This is a genomic window from Microbacterium sp. Bi121 (assembly GCF_918698005.1).
In the GTDB taxonomy this organism is placed as follows: domain Bacteria; phylum Actinomycetota; class Actinomycetes; order Actinomycetales; family Microbacteriaceae; genus Microbacterium.
Genome location: NZ_CAKKLJ010000001.1, coordinates 343,482 through 361,273 on the forward strand (window position 1 = coordinate 343,482; position 17,792 = coordinate 361,273).

General features: G+C 68.2%; 16 protein-coding genes. 11 read left to right on the top strand and 5 right to left on the bottom strand.

Annotated elements, in window-relative coordinates:
• Window positions 1–45: 45 nt before the first annotated feature.
• Window positions 46–1,095: an ABC transporter permease gene (locus LQZ87_RS01665; protein WP_230101702.1), complete on the bottom strand. Its 1,050-nt coding sequence runs from the start codon at window positions 1,093–1,095 to the stop codon at window positions 46–48.
• Entirely contained in the window at window positions 1,092–2,576 is a 1,485-nt protein-coding gene (locus LQZ87_RS01670) for a sugar ABC transporter ATP-binding protein (protein ID WP_230101926.1), read from the bottom strand. Before LQZ87_RS01670 ends, LQZ87_RS01665 begins: the two co-directional genes overlap by 4 nt.
• Before the next feature lie 313 nt (window positions 2,577–2,889).
• Between LQZ87_RS01670 and LQZ87_RS01675 the strand changes: the two genes are divergently transcribed.
• From LQZ87_RS01675 to LQZ87_RS01685, 3 genes are all read left to right on the top strand, one after another.
• Complete coding sequence (locus tag LQZ87_RS01675; protein ID WP_230101927.1) at window positions 2,890–3,930, top strand: substrate-binding domain-containing protein; 1,041 nt, start codon at window positions 2,890–2,892, stop codon at window positions 3,928–3,930.
• 77 nt (window positions 3,931–4,007) lie between these two features.
• Window positions 4,008–5,171 carry a Gfo/Idh/MocA family oxidoreductase gene (locus tag LQZ87_RS01680; RefSeq protein WP_230101703.1) on the top strand — a complete coding sequence of 388 codons (1,164 nt, stop codon included), beginning with the start codon at window positions 4,008–4,010 and terminating at the stop codon, window positions 5,169–5,171.
• Window positions 5,172–5,203: 32 nt separating this feature from the next.
• Complete coding sequence (locus LQZ87_RS01685; protein WP_230101704.1) at window positions 5,204–6,208, top strand: sugar phosphate isomerase/epimerase family protein; 1,005 nt, start codon at window positions 5,204–5,206, stop codon at window positions 6,206–6,208.
• A 26-nt stretch (window positions 6,209–6,234) separates the two neighbouring features.
• Here LQZ87_RS01685 and LQZ87_RS01690 read toward each other — a convergent pair whose 3' ends face one another.
• From LQZ87_RS01690 to LQZ87_RS01700, 3 genes are read right to left on the bottom strand one after another with little or no spacing between them, the layout of a single operon-like run.
• On the bottom strand, window positions 6,235–6,765 hold the full coding sequence (locus LQZ87_RS01690) for a GNAT family N-acetyltransferase (RefSeq protein ID WP_230101705.1): 531 nt from the start codon (window positions 6,763–6,765) through the stop codon (window positions 6,235–6,237).
• 4 nt (window positions 6,766–6,769) lie between these two features.
• Complete coding sequence (locus LQZ87_RS01695; RefSeq protein ID WP_290368235.1) at window positions 6,770–8,260, bottom strand: DHA2 family efflux MFS transporter permease subunit; 1,491 nt, start codon at window positions 8,258–8,260, stop codon at window positions 6,770–6,772.
• A 54-nt stretch (window positions 8,261–8,314) separates the two neighbouring features.
• On the bottom strand, window positions 8,315–9,001 hold the full coding sequence (locus tag LQZ87_RS01700; RefSeq protein WP_230101706.1) for a PAS domain-containing protein: 687 nt from the start codon (window positions 8,999–9,001) through the stop codon (window positions 8,315–8,317).
• 117 nt (window positions 9,002–9,118) lie between these two features.
• On the opposite strand from LQZ87_RS01700, the gene LQZ87_RS01705 reads away from it, so the two are divergent.
• From LQZ87_RS01705 to LQZ87_RS01740, 8 genes are all read left to right on the top strand, one after another.
• Entirely contained in the window at window positions 9,119–10,492 is a 1,374-nt protein-coding gene (locus tag LQZ87_RS01705; protein WP_230101707.1) for an MFS transporter, read from the top strand.
• Window positions 10,489–11,421, top strand: a complete 933-nt coding sequence (locus tag LQZ87_RS01710) for a sugar kinase (RefSeq protein WP_230101708.1) — start codon at window positions 10,489–10,491, stop codon at window positions 11,419–11,421. The genes LQZ87_RS01705 and LQZ87_RS01710 overlap by 4 nt, the downstream gene beginning before the upstream one ends.
• Window positions 11,422–11,431: 10 nt before the next feature.
• A complete protein-coding gene (locus LQZ87_RS01715) occupies window positions 11,432–12,034 on the top strand; it encodes a bifunctional 4-hydroxy-2-oxoglutarate aldolase/2-dehydro-3-deoxy-phosphogluconate aldolase (protein WP_230101709.1) in 603 nt (200 codons plus the stop codon).
• Between the two features lie 5 nt (window positions 12,035–12,039).
• On the top strand, window positions 12,040–13,317 hold the full coding sequence (locus LQZ87_RS01720) for an alanine racemase (RefSeq protein WP_230101710.1): 1,278 nt from the start codon (window positions 12,040–12,042) through the stop codon (window positions 13,315–13,317).
• Window positions 13,317–14,990, top strand: a complete 1,674-nt coding sequence (locus LQZ87_RS01725) for an amidohydrolase family protein (RefSeq protein WP_230101711.1) — start codon at window positions 13,317–13,319, stop codon at window positions 14,988–14,990. The genes LQZ87_RS01720 and LQZ87_RS01725 overlap by 1 nt, the downstream gene beginning before the upstream one ends.
• A complete protein-coding gene (locus LQZ87_RS01730; protein ID WP_230101712.1) occupies window positions 14,987–15,367 on the top strand; it encodes a Rid family detoxifying hydrolase in 381 nt (126 codons plus the stop codon). Before LQZ87_RS01725 ends, LQZ87_RS01730 begins: the two co-directional genes overlap by 4 nt.
• 84 nt (window positions 15,368–15,451) lie before the next feature.
• Window positions 15,452–16,315 carry a phosphoribosylaminoimidazolesuccinocarboxamide synthase gene (locus tag LQZ87_RS01735; RefSeq protein ID WP_230101713.1) on the top strand — a complete coding sequence of 288 codons (864 nt, stop codon included), beginning with the start codon at window positions 15,452–15,454 and terminating at the stop codon, window positions 16,313–16,315.
• Window positions 16,316–16,428: 113 nt separating this feature from the next.
• Window positions 16,429–17,769, top strand: a complete 1,341-nt coding sequence (locus LQZ87_RS01740; RefSeq protein ID WP_230101714.1) for a solute carrier family 23 protein — start codon at window positions 16,429–16,431, stop codon at window positions 17,767–17,769.
• Window positions 17,770–17,792: the final 23 nt, after the last annotated feature.

The window sequence follows — 17,792 nt, forward strand, 5'->3', positions numbered from 1 at the left end:
CGTCGCGAGAGCGTCTGTTCACTTCTGGGGCTGGAATCGAAAAGTCTACGCGGTCGGCACATCCACGACCGAGCGCTTGCGGACCTTCTTGACGCGTCCCACGGCGAACTGCTGCTGCAGCAGCACCGCGATGACGATGATCACGCCCTTCGTGATCGCCTGCAGCGACGAGGACATGTTGTTCTGCACGAACACGTTCGACAGCGTCGCGAAGATCAGCACGCCGAAGACGGTGCCGGTGATCGTGCCGCGGCCTCCGATGAGGAGCGTTCCACCGACGACCACGGCGGCGATGGCATCCAGCTCGTAGAGGTTGCCGTGCGTGGAGGTGCCGGCGTTCGTACGGCCGAGGATCATGACCGCGGCGATACCCGCGGTCAGTCCGGACAGAGCGTAGAGCCACATGATGTGCTGCTTCACCTTGATACCGGCGAGGCGAGCGGCCTCGCGGTTGCCGCCGATGGCGACAGTGCGGCGGCCGAACGTCGTGCGGTTGAGGAGCAGCCAGCCGCCGACGGCGACGACGGCGAAGATCCACACGAGGATGTCGATGCCGAGCAGGTCGACGTTCATGGCCTTCAGGAAGTCGCGGTCGGACACGACGAGCGTGCGATTGTTCGCGAGCACCTCGGCGAGCCCTCGCGCGCCGACCAGCATGGCCAGGGTCGCCATGAACGCGGCGACCTTTCCGTAGGCGATGACGACGCCGTTGATCAACCCGGCCCCTACTCCGACGAGCAGGGCGATGATGACGGTGACGATCCAGTGCGACGACTTCGCGATGTCCTGGATCGCCGCGAGCGACGCCACGACGGATGCCAGCGCCAGCACCGCTCCGACCGAGAGATCGATGCCACCGGAGATGATCACGAATGTCATGCCGATGCTGATGACGCCGATGATCGACGCCTGGCGCAGGATGACCAGTGCGTTGCCGAAGTTGAAGAAGTTGTCGAACGCCGTGAGCATGCCGACCACGACGATGGCCAGCAGCGCCAGCACGAGGCCGATGTTGCGTCCCGCTGCACCCGAGAACAGCGCCTTCAGCGGCGACGGCTTCGGCTCAGCGGTGAGGGTCTGGGTCTGCTCGCTCACGCGGCGGTTCCTTTCATGACGAGATCGAGCACACCGTGCTCGTCGATCTCAGAAGCGGGAAGAGAGGTAAGCACGCGCCCGTCGCCGACGACGAGCACGGTGTCGGCCAGACCGAGGACTTCCTCGATCTCGCTCGAGATGATGACGATCGCGTGGCCGTCAGCTGCCAGGTTGCGGATCAGCGCGTAGATCTCGGCACGGGCACCGACGTCGACGCCTCTGGTCGGTTCGTCCAGCAGCAGGATGCGGCTGCCGTGCACCAGCCACCGCGAGAGCAGGATCTTCTGCTGGTTGCCGCCGGACAGGGTGCCGGCAGGCAGGTCGGGGTCGGCCGGTCGAAGCTCCATCGCCGCGATCTGCTCGCGAGCGATCCGGCGTTCGGCGCGCTCATCGAGCCAGCCGGCCTTCGCTTCACGGGAGAACGACGACATCGTGATGTTGCGGAAGATCGGCTCGCCGAGCACGAGGCCCTGCGACTTGCGCTCCTCGGGACTGAGTCCGAGTCCGGCGCGCACGGCGGCCGAGACCGAGCCGCGCGGCAGCGGCTTGCCCTCGACGCGCACCGTGCCCGAGGTGGAGGGTCGCGCTCCGTAGACGGTCTCGACGATCTCGGATCGGCCGGAGCCGACCAGACCGGCGAGTCCGATGATCTCGCCCGCGCGCACCGAGAACGACACGTCCTCGAAGACACCGGCCAGGCTGAGGTTCTCGACCTCGAGCAGCACCGGCGCATCCGCCGCGATCGGCGCAGCCGCCGGGAACACGTTCTCGACGACGCGGCCCGTCATGTGCTTGATCAGCGTCGGGGTCGGGGTGTCCGAGACCGGCAGGTTCGTGGCGGTGCTGGCTCCGTCCTTGAGCACCGTGATCCGATCGCCGATCGTGCGGATCTCTTCGAGACGGTGGGTGATGTAGATGACAGCGATCCCCTGTGCCGTGAGCTCCTTCACGACTCCGAACAGGTTGCGCACCTCTTCGGAGTCGAGCACGGCCGAAGGCTCGTCCATCACGATCAGCTTGATGTCGTGCGAGAGCGCTCTGGCCATGCTCACGATCTGCTTCTGCGCCGCACTCAGCGAGGCGACCTCCGCGTGCGGCGACAGCTTCTCGTGACCGAGCCGCTTCAGCAGAGCCCGCGTCTGAGCCGTGGTCTCGCTGCGACGGGTGAACCCTCCCCTGGACAGCTCGTGCCCGAGGAAGATGTTCTCGGCGACGGTGAGGTCGTCGACGACATCGAGCTCCTGGTACATCGTCGCGATGCCGAGATCGATGGCGGCCTGCGGGTTGTCGATCGTGACGACCTCGCCGTTCCAGCGCATCTCTCCGGCGTCGGGCTGGTGGACTCCGGCCAGCGTCTTGATCAGGGTCGACTTGCCCGCACCGTTCTGGCCGAGCAGGCAGTGCACCTCCCCCGCGCGGATCTCCAGGTCCACTCCGCGCAGCGCGCGGACAGCACCGAAGGTCTTCTCGACCCCGCGCATCTCCAGCAGGGGCATCTCCAGTAATGCCGACGTTTGGTCATCTTTGATCACGAGAGGACGATAACACAGGGCTTGACGGTTGTACGAGCCTGGGATCCTCCGCTCGACACGTACGACGTCACCGTTCAGACGTGTCCGATTGCCTTGATTTCAAGGGCCGCAAGAACTTTTGCGATTGTTCAAACAAAAGTTGCGCGAGTTGTTTCTGCTTCTGCTACATTGACCGTGTCCCCGCGACGCCGTGCAGTTCACCCGCGACGGCCGTGACGGACGCTGAGATGCATCACATTCAAGGAGGAAACACATGCACCGCATGCGCTCACGGAGCCTTCGCCCGCTCATGGCAGGCGCCGCCGCACTCTTCGCCGTCGGCCTTCTGGCCGGCTGCACCAGTTCAGGCGAGGAAGGCGACCCGGAAACCAACCAGGGAACCACCAGCGAGGAGAACGCCGCCAGCGGCGACACCGTCGTCATCGGCTGGTCGGGCCCCGAGGCCGATCACGGCTGGCTCGGCGCCATCAACAGCGGAGCCATCAACGCCGCCGAGGGCTTCGCCGATGTCGAGCTGCGCCAGGCGGAGGGAACGAACGACGCCAATCAGCAGATCGCCGCAGTCGAGAAGTTCATCAACGACGGCGTCGACGCCATCGTGCTGCTCCCGACGGATGGTGCCGCTCTCACCCAGGTCGCGCAGAAGGCCATGGATGCCGGCATCCCGGTCATCAACGTCGACCGCGAGTTCTCGAGCACCTTCGCGTCCCGCGCGACGATCCTCGGCGACAACTACGGGATGGGCGTCAGCGCCGGCACGTACATCTGCGAGCAGCTCGACGGCCAGAGCGATGCCGTGGTCGCGGAGATCGCGGGCATCGACTCCCTGCCGCTCACGCAGGACCGCTCGCAGGGCTTCAAGGACGCGCTCGACTCGTGCGGCCTCGAGGTCGGCCCGCGCGTCGCCGCCGACTTCACCGTCGCCGGCGGCGAGAGCGCAGCATCCCAGCTGCTCTCGGCCAACCCGGAGATCGACGCCATCTGGAATCACGACGACGACCAGGGCGTCGGCGTCATGGCTGCCATCGACGCGGCCGGCCGTGACGAGTTCTTCCTCGTCGGCGGCGCGGGCAGCGTCAACATGATGGACCTGATCAAGTCGGATGACAGCGTCATCAAGGCCACGGTCATCTACCCGTCCACGCAGGCTGCCGACGGCATCGCCCTGGCGCGACTGATCGCTCAGGACAAGACCATGAGCGACCTGATCACGCCGAGCGTCCCGTACCGCATCGTGCTGGACGCACCCGTGGTGACCAAGGACAACGTCGACGAGTTCATCAAGCTCGCCTTCGAGTCCTGACCATCATCTGCGGGGCGAGCGCCGTCGAACGCGCTCGCCCCGCACTGTATCTGACCGAGACGCCCCGGGGAGTAGAGATGACAACTGAGCTGCGTGTGGCCATGATCGGCCACGGATTCATGGGAGCGGCCCACTCCGTCGGCTGGCGCCAGGCTCCGGCCGCATTCGACCTGCCGATCGCACCGCGGATGGCAGTGCTCGTCGGTCGTGATGCCGAGAAGACCGCGGCCGCTGCGACCAAGTGGGGTTGGGCGGAGACGTCAACCGACTGGCGCAGCGTCATCGAACGCGACGACATCGACCTCATCGACATCGTCACCCCCGGCGACTCGCACGCCGAGATCGCCATCGCCGCGCTGGCGGCCGGCAAGCACGTCCTGTGCGAGAAGCCGCTGGCCAACTCGGTCGAAGAGGCCGAGGCCATGGAACAGGCTGCGCGGGATGCCGCGGCGCACGGCGTCCGTGCCATGGTCGGCTTCACCTACCGCCGGGTCCCGGCGGTCACCCTCATGCGCGACATGATCGCTTCAGGCCGCGTCGGCACGATCCGGCAGGTGCGCGCGAGCTACCGCCAGGACTGGCTCGCCGACCCTGAATCACCGATGACCTGGCGGCTCGACAAGGATCGCGCAGGCTCCGGCGCACTCGGCGACATCGGAGCGCACATCGTCGACATGACGCAGTTCGTCACCGGTCAGTCACTCACCCGGGTCTCCGGCGTCATGGAGACGCTCGTCGAGGAGCGACCTGTGCTCGCCGAATCCGTGGGTCTCAGCGGCACTGCCGGCGCAGAGCGCGGCACGGTGACCGTCGACGACATCGCCCTGTTCATCGGCCGGTTCGAATCGGGCACCCTCGCCACCTTCGAGGCGAGCCGGTTCGCCACCGGACGCAAGAACGCGCTCGACATCGAGATCTCGGGCGACGCCGGTGCGCTGCACTGGAACCTCGAGGACATGAACGTGCTCGACTTCTACGACGCCACGCGCCCGTCCGGCGAGCAGGGGTTCACCCGCATCCTGGTCACCGAGCCGGAGCATCCGTACCTTGCGGGCTGGTGGCCCACCGGACATATGCTCGGCTATGAGCACGGCTTCTCCCACCAGGTGAAGGACCTCGCCGAGGCGATCGCCGCCGGCACTGACCCGCAGCCGACGTTCGCCGACGGACTCCGCGTGCAGCGGGTGCTCGACGCCGTCGAGCGCAGCGCGCAGGGCGGATCCGCCTGGACCGACGTCTGACCAAGAACCGAACGCACGAGAAGAGGACGACGATGTCACGACCGATCACCCTGTTCACCGGCCAGTGGGCGGATCTGCCCTTCGAGGAAGTGGCCAGGCTCGCAGGCTCGTGGGGCTACGACGGCCTCGAGATCGCCTGCTGGGGCGATCACCTCGACCCCTGGCGCTGGGACGACGATGCGTACATCGCGGATCGACTGGCGATCCTCGAGCGCAACGGCCTCAAGGTCTGGACGATCTCCAACCACCTCAAGGGGCAGGTGGTGTGCGACGACCCGATCGACGAGCGCCACCGCAACATCGTCTCGGACCAGATGTGGGGCGACGGCGACCCGGAGGGCGTGCGTCAGCGCGCGGCCGAGGAGATGAAGAACACCGCCCGCCTTGCGGCCAAGCTCGGCGTGAAGACCGTCACCGGCTTCACCGGCTCCTCGATCTGGAAGTACGTCGCGATGTTCCCGCCGGCCACCGACGAGATGGTGGATGCCGGCTACCAGGACTTCGCCGACCGCTGGAACCCGATCCTCGACGTGTTCGACGAGGTCGGCGTGCGCTTCGCTCACGAGGTGCACCCGTCCGAGATCGCGTACGACTACTGGACGACCAAGCGCGCGCTCGAGGCGATCGGGCACCGCGAGGCATTCGGGCTGAACTGGGACCCGTCGCACATGGTGTGGCAGGACATCGACCCCGTCGCGTTCCTCTGGGACTTCCAGGACCGGATCTACCACGTGCACTGCAAGGACACGAAGAGGCGGCTCGGCAACGGTCGCAACGGTCGGCTCTCTTCGCACCTGCCCTGGGCCGATCCGCGGCGCGGCTGGGACTTCATCTCGACCGGCCACGGCGACGTGCCGTGGGAGGACGCGTTCCGGATGCTGAACGCGATCGGCTACCAAGGCCCCCTGTCCGTGGAGTGGGAGGACGCCGGCATGGACCGGCTCGTCGGTGCTCCTGAGGCGCTGGAGTTCGTGCGGAAGCTGTCGTCGTACCGGCCGGCGGACGCCGCCTTCGACAGCGCCTTCTCGACGAGGTAAGCGCCTTCTCCACGCGCTGAGGCGCGCTACAGCTCGATCCAGTAGCGGCGCAGACGCGGGTGGCCCTGCTCGGCTGCATCCACCACGTCCTGAAGCACGCCACCGGCGCCCTCGATCGTGCGGTACGAACCGGGGTTGTCGTCGTCGCAGGTGAGCATGACGCTCTCGAGCCCGAGCTCGCGGGCGCGGTCTATCGCGAGCGCGAGGCCCGCGTGCGCGTAGCCCTGCCGACGCCGAGTGGGCCGCACCGAGTACCCGATGTGTCCACCGAAGTGGCGCAGCCATTCGTTCAGTTCGTGCCGCAGCGAGACGAAGCCGATGACGTCGCCTCCGTCGGTGATCCAGTAGAGGTCGTTGTGGACGCGGCCCTCCGGCGGGGCGACGCTCGTGTCGGCCATGCGCTCCGCATTCGCGACGAGCTCGTCGAAGCTCGCCCTGTCGCCCCGCGTCGGCGTGGTCATACCCGAACCGTCGATGTGGATGCCGCCGAACTCGTCGACCGCCGCAGCCCAGGAGTCGAACAGGTCAGCGGTGGGTCGGGTGAGTTCGATCGTCATGCTCTCAGCGTAGATGCGCCGGCCGACGCAGGAAGAGAACCGCGACGACGCCGAGGAGGATGAACACCGCCGGGAGCAGCATCGTCTGCGCCATGGCATCCGCGAACGGGCCGGCGACGACGTCCGGCAGGGCGCCTTCCCCGAAACCGCCTGACGCCTGGTCGGCACCGGGCAGGTTCGCGTCGAGCCTGCTCTGCATGAAGGCGGCGATCGCCGCCGATCCGAGCACTGAGCCGATCGTGCGCATCGTGTTGTAGATGCCGGCACCGGCGCCGGCCTGGTGCATGGGCAGGTCGCGGGTCGCGGTGGTCGCGAGCGGACCCCACATGCCGGCGTTGCCGAAGCCGAGGATCAGCGACGGAACCAGCATCCACAGGATCGGGGTGTCGGTGTTCATCATCACGGCGAACAGGAACAACGAGATCGCGACCAGCAGCAACCCGGGTACCAGCATGATGCGCGGGTCGATGCGGTCGAGCAGACGGCCGGCGAACGGCGAGACGATGCCGGCTGCGAGCGCCATCGGAATCAGCAGAAGCGCGGACTCGGTCGGGGTGAGTCCGCGGGCGAGCTGCAGGAAGAACATCAGGGGCAGGCCCTGCGCCGTGACGGTGAACCCGACGAGTGCGATCGTGATGTTCGACCAGGCGAAGTTTCGGTTGCGGAAGAGCCCGAGAGGGACGAGTGGCTCGTTCTTCGTTCGGGCCTGATACCAGAGGAACAGGGCGAGCACGACGACGCCGGCGATGATCAGGCTCCAGACCGAGATCGGTCCCCAGATCACACCCCAGTCGTACGCCTCGGCCTCCTGCAGGCCGAACACGATGAGGAACATCGCGATCGCACTGAGGAAGACGCCTGGCACGTCGAAGCGGTGCGAATGCGTCTCGAGCTTCGGGACCAGCATCCAGGCGAGCACGAATCCGACGACGCCGACGGGCAGGTTGATGAAGAAGATCCACTCCCAGCCGAGACCGTCGACGAGGAATCCGCCGGCCAGAGGACCGACGAGCATGGCGACCCCGGATGCCGCGCCCCACAGCCCCATCGCCGCACCACGGCGCTCGGGCGGGAACGTGCGGGTGATGACGGCCATGGTCTGCGGCGTGAGGAGCGCGGCGCCGAGGCCCTGGGCCGCACGCGCCCAGATGAGTCCGTCGAGGCTCGTCGACAGCCCGCACCACAGGGACGCCAGGGTGAAGATCGCGAGGCCGGCGAGGTAGATGTTCTTGGGGCCGAAGCGATCGCCGAGGCGCCCGGTGATCAGCAGGGGCACGGCGTACGCGAGCAGGTAGGCGCTGGTGACCCAGACGACGCGGTCGAGGTTCGGCGTGTCGGGGTCGAGCGCCGCCTTGATCGCGGGGTTCGCGACGGTCACGATCGTCGTATCGACGAGGATCATGAAGAACCCGATGACGAGTGCCCAGAGGGCCGGCCAGGGGCTGCGCTCCGGAGCCTGAGTGGATGCTGCGCTGGGTGCGGTGGCGTCGGTCACCCGGCAACGCTACACCCGTCGGCGGACACCGACGATCGAGCGGCAGGACCCGGGTCAGTTCGCGGCGCGACGAGCCTCGTCGAGGTACGCGTACGCCGTGACGCGCGAGATGCCCAGGCGAACGGCGATCGTCTCGACCGACTTGCGCATCTGCGTCGCCCCGCGCTCATCGAGCCTCTCGAGCACGCCGATCTTGTCGTCGCGTGTCATCTGCGAGAGCGGGCGTCCGACCTCGCGGATCGCCTCGGTGATCATGGTGTCCATGACAGAGACGAGATCCCGCCCGAAGTACTCGTCGGGCGAGGTGTTCGCCGCTGGCCCCTGAGCGGGCAGCAGGGCATCGAGCAGCGAACGCGCCTGCTGCATCGCGCTCAGATCGACGTTGATGCACAGGGCGGCGATGATGTCGCCGGCCCGATTGCGGAAGTACACGCTCGAGCAGCGCAACTCGCGCCCGTCATCGGTGAAGCCGCGGTACCCGAACGCGTCGTGGTCCTCCTGCCGATTGCGCAGGACCGTCAGTCCGAGACTGGTCGAGGGGCCGCCGACCTCACGGCCGGTGACGTGGCCGTTCTCGATCGCCGCGATCGTGTGGCCGAGATCGACGTCAGCGCCGTCGAGGTTGTGCAGCACGACTTCGCAGGCCGGCCCGCCTGCCGCCGCGATGGCGTGCATGACGGGGCGGAAGACTTCGAGCACCTCGGCCGCGCCCTCGTACGTGTCATGCGTCTGCGTTTCCACGTCTACCACTCTGCACCCCCGCTCCTCATCTGAACTAAATGTATCTCATCTAGACAATCTGTTCAGCCTGCGCTAGCTTGTGTCTGATCCACGATCCAGTTGAGTAAGGAAGCTCTCATGACCCGAGCGAGCACCCCCAGCGGACTCACTCCCAAGCAGCGGCGCACCATCGCCGGCGGTTCCATCGGCACGCTGATGGAGTACTACGACTACTACCTGTACGGCCTCGCGTCGGCCGCAGTCTTCCCCGCTGTCTTCTTCTCCAGCAACGACCCGGTCATCGCGCAGCTGTCCTCGTTCGCGACGTTCGCGGTCGGATTCCTGCTCCGCCCCGTCGGCGGCATCATCTGGGGCATCGTCGGCGATCGGGTCGGTCGCAAGGCCGTGCTCATGATCACCGTCGTCGGCATGGGCATCGCGACGACCGCCATCGGCCTTATCCCGCCGGACTACCTGATCGGCGCGACGGCCCCGATCCTGCTGATCGTCTTCCGGATGTTCCAGGGCTTCTTCGTCGGCGGCGAGATGGGCGGAGCGGCGACCATGGTCGTCGAGAACGCCCCCATCGGGAAGAAGGGCATGTACGGCGCATTCCTCATCAGCGGCGCCGGCATCGCCAACGTCGTCTCCGGCGGATTCATGGCGGCCCTCGGCCTCGGAGAGGGCTCCTGGTTCATCGAGTGGGGCTGGCGCATCCCGTTCGTGTTCTCGCTCGTGCTCGCGATCGTCGCCGTCATCCTGCGGCACAAGCTCGAGGAGTCCGACGAGTTCATCGAGACGCAGAACGAGCAGCTGGCCGCGGCGGGCAAGAAGGCCAACCCGCTCATCGAGGTGTTCCGGCATCCGAAGAACGCGATCATGGGAATCCTCATCGGCCTCCCCCAGTCGATCGCCGGGTACGTCGTCCTCACCTACGGTCTCAGCTTCATGGTCTCCGACCAGCACCTCCCCGCGTGGATGGGCTTCGCCGGCACCATGATCGTCGGAATGCTGCAGATCTTCGTCGCCCCGCTCTGGGGCGCGATCTCGGATCGCATCGGCAGGCGCACCGTCTACATCATCGGCTGCCTCGGCTTCGCCGCCATGGTCTACCCGACGTTCATGCTCTTCACGACCGGCAACATGTGGCTGATCTGGCTCGGCCAGATCCTCGGCTTCGTGGTGTTCGGCGTCGCCATGCAGGCGACGCTCTCGACGATGCTGGTCGAGATGTTCGACGCGGAGGCGCGCACCACCGGCGTGAACATCGGCTACCAGTTCTCGAACACCCTCGGCGGAGGCTTCGCACCGCTGATCTGCACCGCGATCGTCGCCGCGGCGGGCGGAGCCTTCTGGCCCGTGGTCGTCTACTCGGCGGTGATCGCCGTGGTCGGTGTGATCGCGACGCTCGCGGCATCCGTCCGCCCCGACCGCGAGGATGCCGGACGCCTGCACGTGCTGGCTGCGACGCAGAACATCCCCACCGTCAAGGCGAAGGCCGCATCCCGATGACGGCCACGCAGTCGCCCCTGATCGCCCCGCGTCTGATCACGCTGGGCGAGACGATGGTGATGCTCACGCCTGGGCGCGGGCATTCGCTGGCGGCTGCCGCCGAACTGCAGGTGCACGTGGGCGGCGCCGAGTCGAACGTCGCCACCCACGCCGCCGCTCTCGGCATCGACGCGGCGTGGGTGAGCGCCGTCGGCGCCGATGTGCTCGGCGACCGCGTGCGCGACGCCATCGCGGCGCGCGGCGTCGACGTCACGTGGGTGCGCACCGACTCGGGCGCACCCACCGGCGTCTACTTCAAGGACCCCGGTCACGGCGTGCTCTACTACCGCGCAGGCTCCGCGGCATCGCGCATGACGCCGGATGCCGTCGCCGAGGTTCCGCTCGAAGACGCCGAGGTCGTGCATCTCTCCGGCATCACCCCTGCCCTGTCGCCGAGCTGCGCCGCCCTCGTCGACACGGTCATCGATCGAGTCGGAGCCGGCTCCGGCCGGCTCAGCTTCGACGTGAACCACCGCACGGCCCTGTGGGCTCCGGACGAAGCAGCTCCGACGCTTCTGGCGCTCGCGCGCCGTGCCGACATCGTGTTCGTCGGGCTCGATGAGGCGCAGACCGTGTGGGGATGCGAAACGGTGGAGGACGTGCGCGAGCTGCTGCCGGAGCCTGCGCGACTCGTCGTGAAGGACGGCGACGTGGGCGCCACCGAGTTCGCACGCGACGGGGCTGAGACCGCCACGGACTCCACGACGTTCGTGCCCGCCATCCCGACCGAGGTCATCGAGCCGGTCGGAGCCGGTGACGCGTTCGCCGCCGGCTATCTCGCAGCTCACCTCAGCGGCGACGACGCAGTGGGCCGCTTGAGCGCCGGGCACGCCCGCGCACACCTCGTGCTCCGTTCGACGAGCGACTTCGTCGCAGACGACATCCAGTGAAAGGGCGATCATGACCGACAACTCCTCCTTCCGTGAGCTCTTCGGAGAGGTGCCCCTCATGGCGATCCTCCGCGGCATGGGCGTCGAGCGCAGCCTCGCCGTCGCGACGACCGCGTGGGACCTCGGGATCACGGCCGTCGAGGTGCCCGTGCAGACACCGACCGACGTCGAAGCGCTCCGTGTTCTGGCGGAGGCCGCTGCCCCGCGAGGTCTGCGCGTCGGCGCCGGGACCGTCGTCTCTCTCGAGCATGTGCGCCAGGCCCGCGATGCCGGCGCCGCGTTCACCGTCAGCCCTGGCTTCGATGCCGAGATCGTCCGCGCATCGCACGAGGCCGGGATGCCGTCCCTCCCCGGCGTCTCGACGGCGACCGAGGTTCAGGCTGCGGTGAAAGAGGGCCTGACCTGGCTCAAGGCCTTCCCCGCGTCGCAGCTGGGCACCGGATGGTTCGGCGCGATGCGCGGCCCGTTCCCCGGCGTCACGTTCGTGGCGACGGGCGGGATGGATGCGACGAACGCGCCAGCCTACCTGGATGCCGGTATTCGCGTGGTCGCCGTCGGCTCGGCGCTCGAGGATCCCGAGCAGCTGCCCGCCCTCGCGAAGCTGCTGGGCTGAGCGCCATGATGAACGATGATCTGCTGACCGCCGGCGATGTCCTGACTTCCACCGACAAAGGCATCCCGGAGCGCGCGATCGGTATGACGATCGCCGACTTCCTCGCGACGAGCCCCCGACTCGACGAGTTCTGGACGCCGCTGGTCGTCCTCGACGACAGCGCCATGCACCACAACGTCGCCACCATGGCAGCGTGGTGCGCTGATCGAGGACTCGAGCTCATGCCGCACGGCAAGACCACGATGGCCCCGACGCTCTGGCAGCGCCAGCTCGATGCCGGCGCCACCGGGATCACGCTGGCCACGATGGGCCAGGTCCGCACCGCTCGCAGCCTCGGTGTCTCATCGATCATGCTCGCGAACAGCGCCGTCGACGAGCGCGCACTGCGCTACCTTGCCGGCGAGCTCCATGACGAGTCCTTCCGCTTCCTCTGCTGGGCCGACTCGCTGCAGACCGTCGACGCGATGGACCGCGCTCTGCGTGCCGCCGGCGCCCCCCGGCCGGTGGACGTGCTGGTCGAGCTCGGCGCCGAGGGGGCCCGCACCGGAGCGCGCACGATCGAGGCCGCCACCCGAGTGGCGGAGCGGATCGCCGCGACCTCCACCCTGCGGCTCGCCGGAGTCGCAGGCTATGAGGGCGCCCTCGCGCACGACCGCAGCGACAACGCGCAGCACGTGGTGCGCGAATACCTGCAGTCGCAGGTGCGGCTGCACGAGAGCATCCGCCGCCTGTACGGGCCGGGCGAGATCTACATCACGGCCGGCGGCAGCGCCTATTTCGACATCGTGGCCGAGGTGTACGCCGAGGCCGGCGCCGGCACGGACCCGAGCACGCACTTCACGCTGCGCTCCGGCGCGTACATCGTTCACGACGACGGCTTCTACCGGCAGATCTCCCCGTTCGACGAGGCGCGCGCCTCCGCCGATGCCCCGCGGCTGCGCACCGCCATGCACGGGATCGCTCGAGTCGTCTCGCAACCCGAGCACGGGTTGGCTCTCGTGGACGGGGGCAAGCGGGACTTCCCCTACGACGAAGGCCTCCCGATCCCCCGCCAGACGGCAACCGAGCTCGGCGAGCAGTGGCGCGCGCTCGACGGCGCGACGGTGACGGCATTGAACGATCAGCACGCGTTCGTTCGGATGCAGGGCGACCTGGCTGTCGGAGCCGTCGTCGCACTCGGCCTTTCGCACCCGTGCACTGCTTTCGACAAGTGGCGCGTGCTGCCCGTCGTGGACTCCTGGGACTCCGGCGTCGTGACCGACCTGGTGCGCACGTACTTCTGATGACGGACGCAGCGATCCGCGCGGCATCCGCCCGTGTCGTCCTGCGCGGCGGCACGATCGTCGACGCGTCCGGCGAACGACGCGCCGATGTCGTGATCGAGGGCGCATGCATCGTCGCCGTGGGCGAGGCGGCATCTCAGGCCGGCGACACCGTGGTCGACTGCACCGGTCGGCTCGTGATGCCCGGCTTCATCGACGCCCATTCGCATGTCGACGGTCTGCTGCACGACGAGAGCGTGCAGCGGTCGCTGCTGCGTCAGGGTGTGACGTCGGTCATCACCGGGCAGGACGGCGTCTCGTACGCACCGGGCGACGGCGCGTACGCCAGCGAGTACTTCGCCGCCGTGAACGGCCCCCACCCGACGTATTCGGGCAACGGCGTCGCCGGCTACCTCGCCGCAGCGGACGGCACCTCGCGCGTCAATGCGGCATACCTCGTACCCGCCGGCACCGTGCGATTCGAAGTGTGCGGTCGTGCGCAGGGGCCAGCCGACGACGAACACCTGGAGGCGATGTCCGCGCTCGTGCGCGAAGGAATGCGCGACGGGGCCGTCGGGCTGTCCACGGGGCTCGACTACGTGCCGGGAATCTTCCAGGGCATCGACGAGATCGCCGCGCTCTGCGCACCGGTCGCCGCGGCCGGTGCCGTCTACGTCAGTCACATGCGCGGCGGCTACGAGGCGAACTCGGCAGCCGGGATCGACGAGATCGCGGCGATCGCGCGCGGCGCGGGAGCCCTGGCGGGCGCCGAGCTGCGCGTGCACGTGTCGCACTTCCATGCCGAAGCCGACATCCTCCTCGCGCAGCTGGACGGGCTCGCGGCATCCGGCGTCGACGCCACCTTCGACGCGTACCCGTACATCCGCGGCTGCAGCCTGATGAGCATGCCGCTGCTGCCGCCGGAGCTCTCTGCGCAGCCGGTCGACGACGTCCTGCTGGCGCTCTCCGATCCCGCGGAACGCGATCGGCTGCGGCGCGACTGGTTCCCCCGCGTCGCGCGCAACCCGAGCCTCGGCCCCGACTGGCCGCGCATGATCTCGCTGTCGCACCTGTCGGCACCCGAACTGTCCTGGGCCCACGGCCTCACCCTCGCGCAGGCTGCGGAGCGCGCCGGGGTCGACGTCATCGACTTCGTCCTCGACACCCTTCTGGCATGCCGGCTGCGGGCGAACGTGATCATGGCCGTGCGGTACGACCGGCCGGTCGCCGAACTCGCGCGCATCTTCGCCCACCCAGGACACGTCGGAGGGTCCGACGGCATCTTCATCGGAGCCCATCCGCACCCGCGTGCGCGAGGCGCCTTCGCACGCTTCCTCCGCGAGTTCGTGCGCGAGAGCGCGACATGGTCGTGGTCGGATGCCGTGCAGCACCTGTCCGCGGCGCCGGCCGCCCGATTCGGCCTCGGCCGACGCGGCGCGATCGAGCCCGGCTCGGTGGCCGACGTGATCGTCGTGGATCCGGATGCCGTCGCCGACGCCGCCACGTACGAGCAGCCGCTGCGGGACTCCGTCGGCATCGACGACGTCTTCGTGGCCGGCATCCAGGTGCTGTCGGCCGGCGAACTCGTCGGCGCGGCATCCGATCTCGACACTCCCTCCCTCGAACTTCCCGGGCGCGGCCTGCGTCGGGCGGAACCGGACCATCACCCATCCACAGAACGGAGCATCACATGAGCAAGACCGCTGTTCACACCACCAACGCACCCCAGCCGGCGGGCCCCTACAGCCAGGGCGTCCTCGCGAACGGCTTCTTCTACACCGCAGGTTTCGGCCCGCAGGACCCGGCCACCGGTGCCGTCGCCGACTCGGTCGCGGAGCAGACGCGTCAGGTGCTGCGCAACGTCAGTGCCGTGCTCGCCGAGCACGGGCTCACGCTCGATGACTGCGTGAAGTCGACCGTTCACCTCGCCGATCTCGCCGACTTCGCCGAGTTCAACGAGGCGTACAAGGAGTTCTTCTCCGAGCCGTACCCGGTGCGCACGACCGTCGGCTCGCAGCTGGCGAACATCCTCGTCGAGATCGACGTGGTCGCCGCTGTTCCCCAGGCGTAGTGCCGTGCGTTGCGGGTGCCGGGCGCGCTTCCGGCGTCCGCAACGCTGGTCGGGCACGACCACGTCAACCGGGATAATGGGCGCATGAGCACTCCCGCGATCATCCCCGGCTGGCGTCATCTCTACTCCGGCAAGGTCCGCGACCTCTACGCCTCCGAGGACCCGGCTGACACGCGCATCCTCGTCGTGGCATCCGATCGGGTCAGCGCCTTCGATTTCGTGCTCTCCCCTGGCATCACCGACAAGGGCGCGCTGCTCACGCAGCTCAGCCGCTGGTGGTTCGAACAGCTGAGCGAGTACCCCAACCACCTCGTCGATGGCGAGATCCCGGCCGCCGTCGCCGACCGCGCCATGCTCGCGCAGTCTCTCGAGATGCTGCCGATCGAGTGCGTCGTACGCGGGTACATCACCGGTTCGGGCTGGGTCGAGTACCAGGAGAGAGGCACGATCTGCGGCATCCCGCTGCCGGTGGGCCTCGAGAACGGCGACCGTCTGCCCGAACCGCTGTTCACGCCCGCCTACAAGGCGCCCATGGGCGAGCACGACGAGAACATCGGGTTCGATCGTGTGGTCGAGCTGGTGGGCGCGGAGCGCGCGGCCGAGCTGCGCGACACATCGCTCGCGATCTACGCACGCGCGGCATCCATCGCGGAGGAGCACGGCCTCATCCTCGCCGACACCAAGTTCGAGTTCGGCACGGATGCCGACGGCACGCTGCGTCTGGCCGATGAGGTGCTCACCAGCGACTCGTCACGGTACTGGGATGCCGCCGCGTGGGAGTCCGGTTCCACGCCCTCCGAGCGGATGGCGTCGTTCGACAAGCAGATCGTGCGGGACTGGTTGGCGTCGAACTGGGACAAGCAGGGCGAGCCGCCGGTGCTGCCGAAGGAGATCGTCGAGCGCACCGCCGACCGGTACCGCGAGCTCATCGCGCGCCTGACCGCGTAAGCGGGTTGCCGCGGGGTGCCGCGGGCTCGCCGCGCTCACTGCGCGCCCGCGCACAGCGAACCCCCAGGAATCGGTAGTGTGTCTCCGACCCGAAAACGAAGAGGAGCACCCGTATGCCGGTGTGGAAGATTCATGGCGACGGTCGCAACGTCGCCCCTGGGAAGGTCGTCCGACCCGAAGAGCGGCTGAGCTGGCCCGCGACGTTCGCGATCGGCGCTCAGCACGTCATCGCCATGTTCGGCGCGACGTTCCTCGTCCCGATCATCACCGGATTCCCGGTTTCGACGACGCTGCTGTTCTCGGGTGTGGGCACGCTGCTGTTCCTGCTGCTGACGCGCAACCGCCTGCCCAGCTACCTCGGCTCGTCGTTCGCGTTCCTCGCTCCGATCACTGCGATCAACGCGGGTCAGGCCCTCGAGACGCCGCAGCAGATCGCGCAGGCGCTCGTCGGCGTCGTCGTGGTCGGCGTGCTGCTGGCCGCGATCGGCTTCCTGGTGCAGGCGGTCGGCGTCCAGTGGATCGACCGGTTCATGCCCCCGGTCGTCGCAGGGTCCATCGTCGCGCTGATCGGCTTCAACCTGGCGCCCGCCGCCTGGAACAACTTCACCCTGCAGCCGGAGCTCGCCTCGGTGACGCTCGTCGCGGTGATCCTGTTCAGCGTGCTGTTCCGCGGATTCCTCGGACGCATCTCGATCTTCCTCGGCGTCATCGTCGGGTACATCGTGGCGATCCTCACCGGACAGGTCTCTTTCGATGGAGTGGCGGATGCTGCCTGGATCGGCCTGCCCGACTTCCACCTCGCCGGTATCGCGGACCCTGCCGCCTGGCTGTACGTGCCGATGTTCCTGCCGGTCGTGCTCGTGCTCATCGCCGAGAACGTCGGACACGTCCGGGGAGTCGCGACCATGACGAACGACCCGTCGATCAACAAGCACACCGGCCGCGCGCTCGTCGCCGACGGCCTCGCGACCACCCTCGCCGGCGGCTTCGGCGGATCGGCGACCACCACCTACGGCGAGAACATCGGCGTGATGGCCGCCACCCGCGTCTACTCGACCGCGGCGTACTGGGTGGCAGGCGTCGCTGCGATCCTGCTCGCGTTCTCGCCGAAGATCGGCGTGATCTTCAACTCCATCCCCCCCGGAGTGCTCGGCGGTGTGACCACCGCGCTGTACGGCCTCATCGGCGTCATCGGCATCAAGATCTGGGTCGACAACCGGGTGGACTTCTCCCGTCCGGTCAACCAGTACACCGTCGCTGTGTCGTTCGTGATCGCCGTCGGCGGCTTCGCGATGAACTGGGGAGCGTTCCAGCTCGGCGCCATCGTGCTCGGCACGGTCGCAGCCCTGCTGATCTACCACCTGGGCAACGCGATCGCCAGGGCGCGCAAGACCGGTGCCGACGACGGCGGGCCCATCCCGGCCGTCGGGCCGCTGGGCGGCGACCCGGAGTAGGCGCGGCAGCCGACCCGATCTGC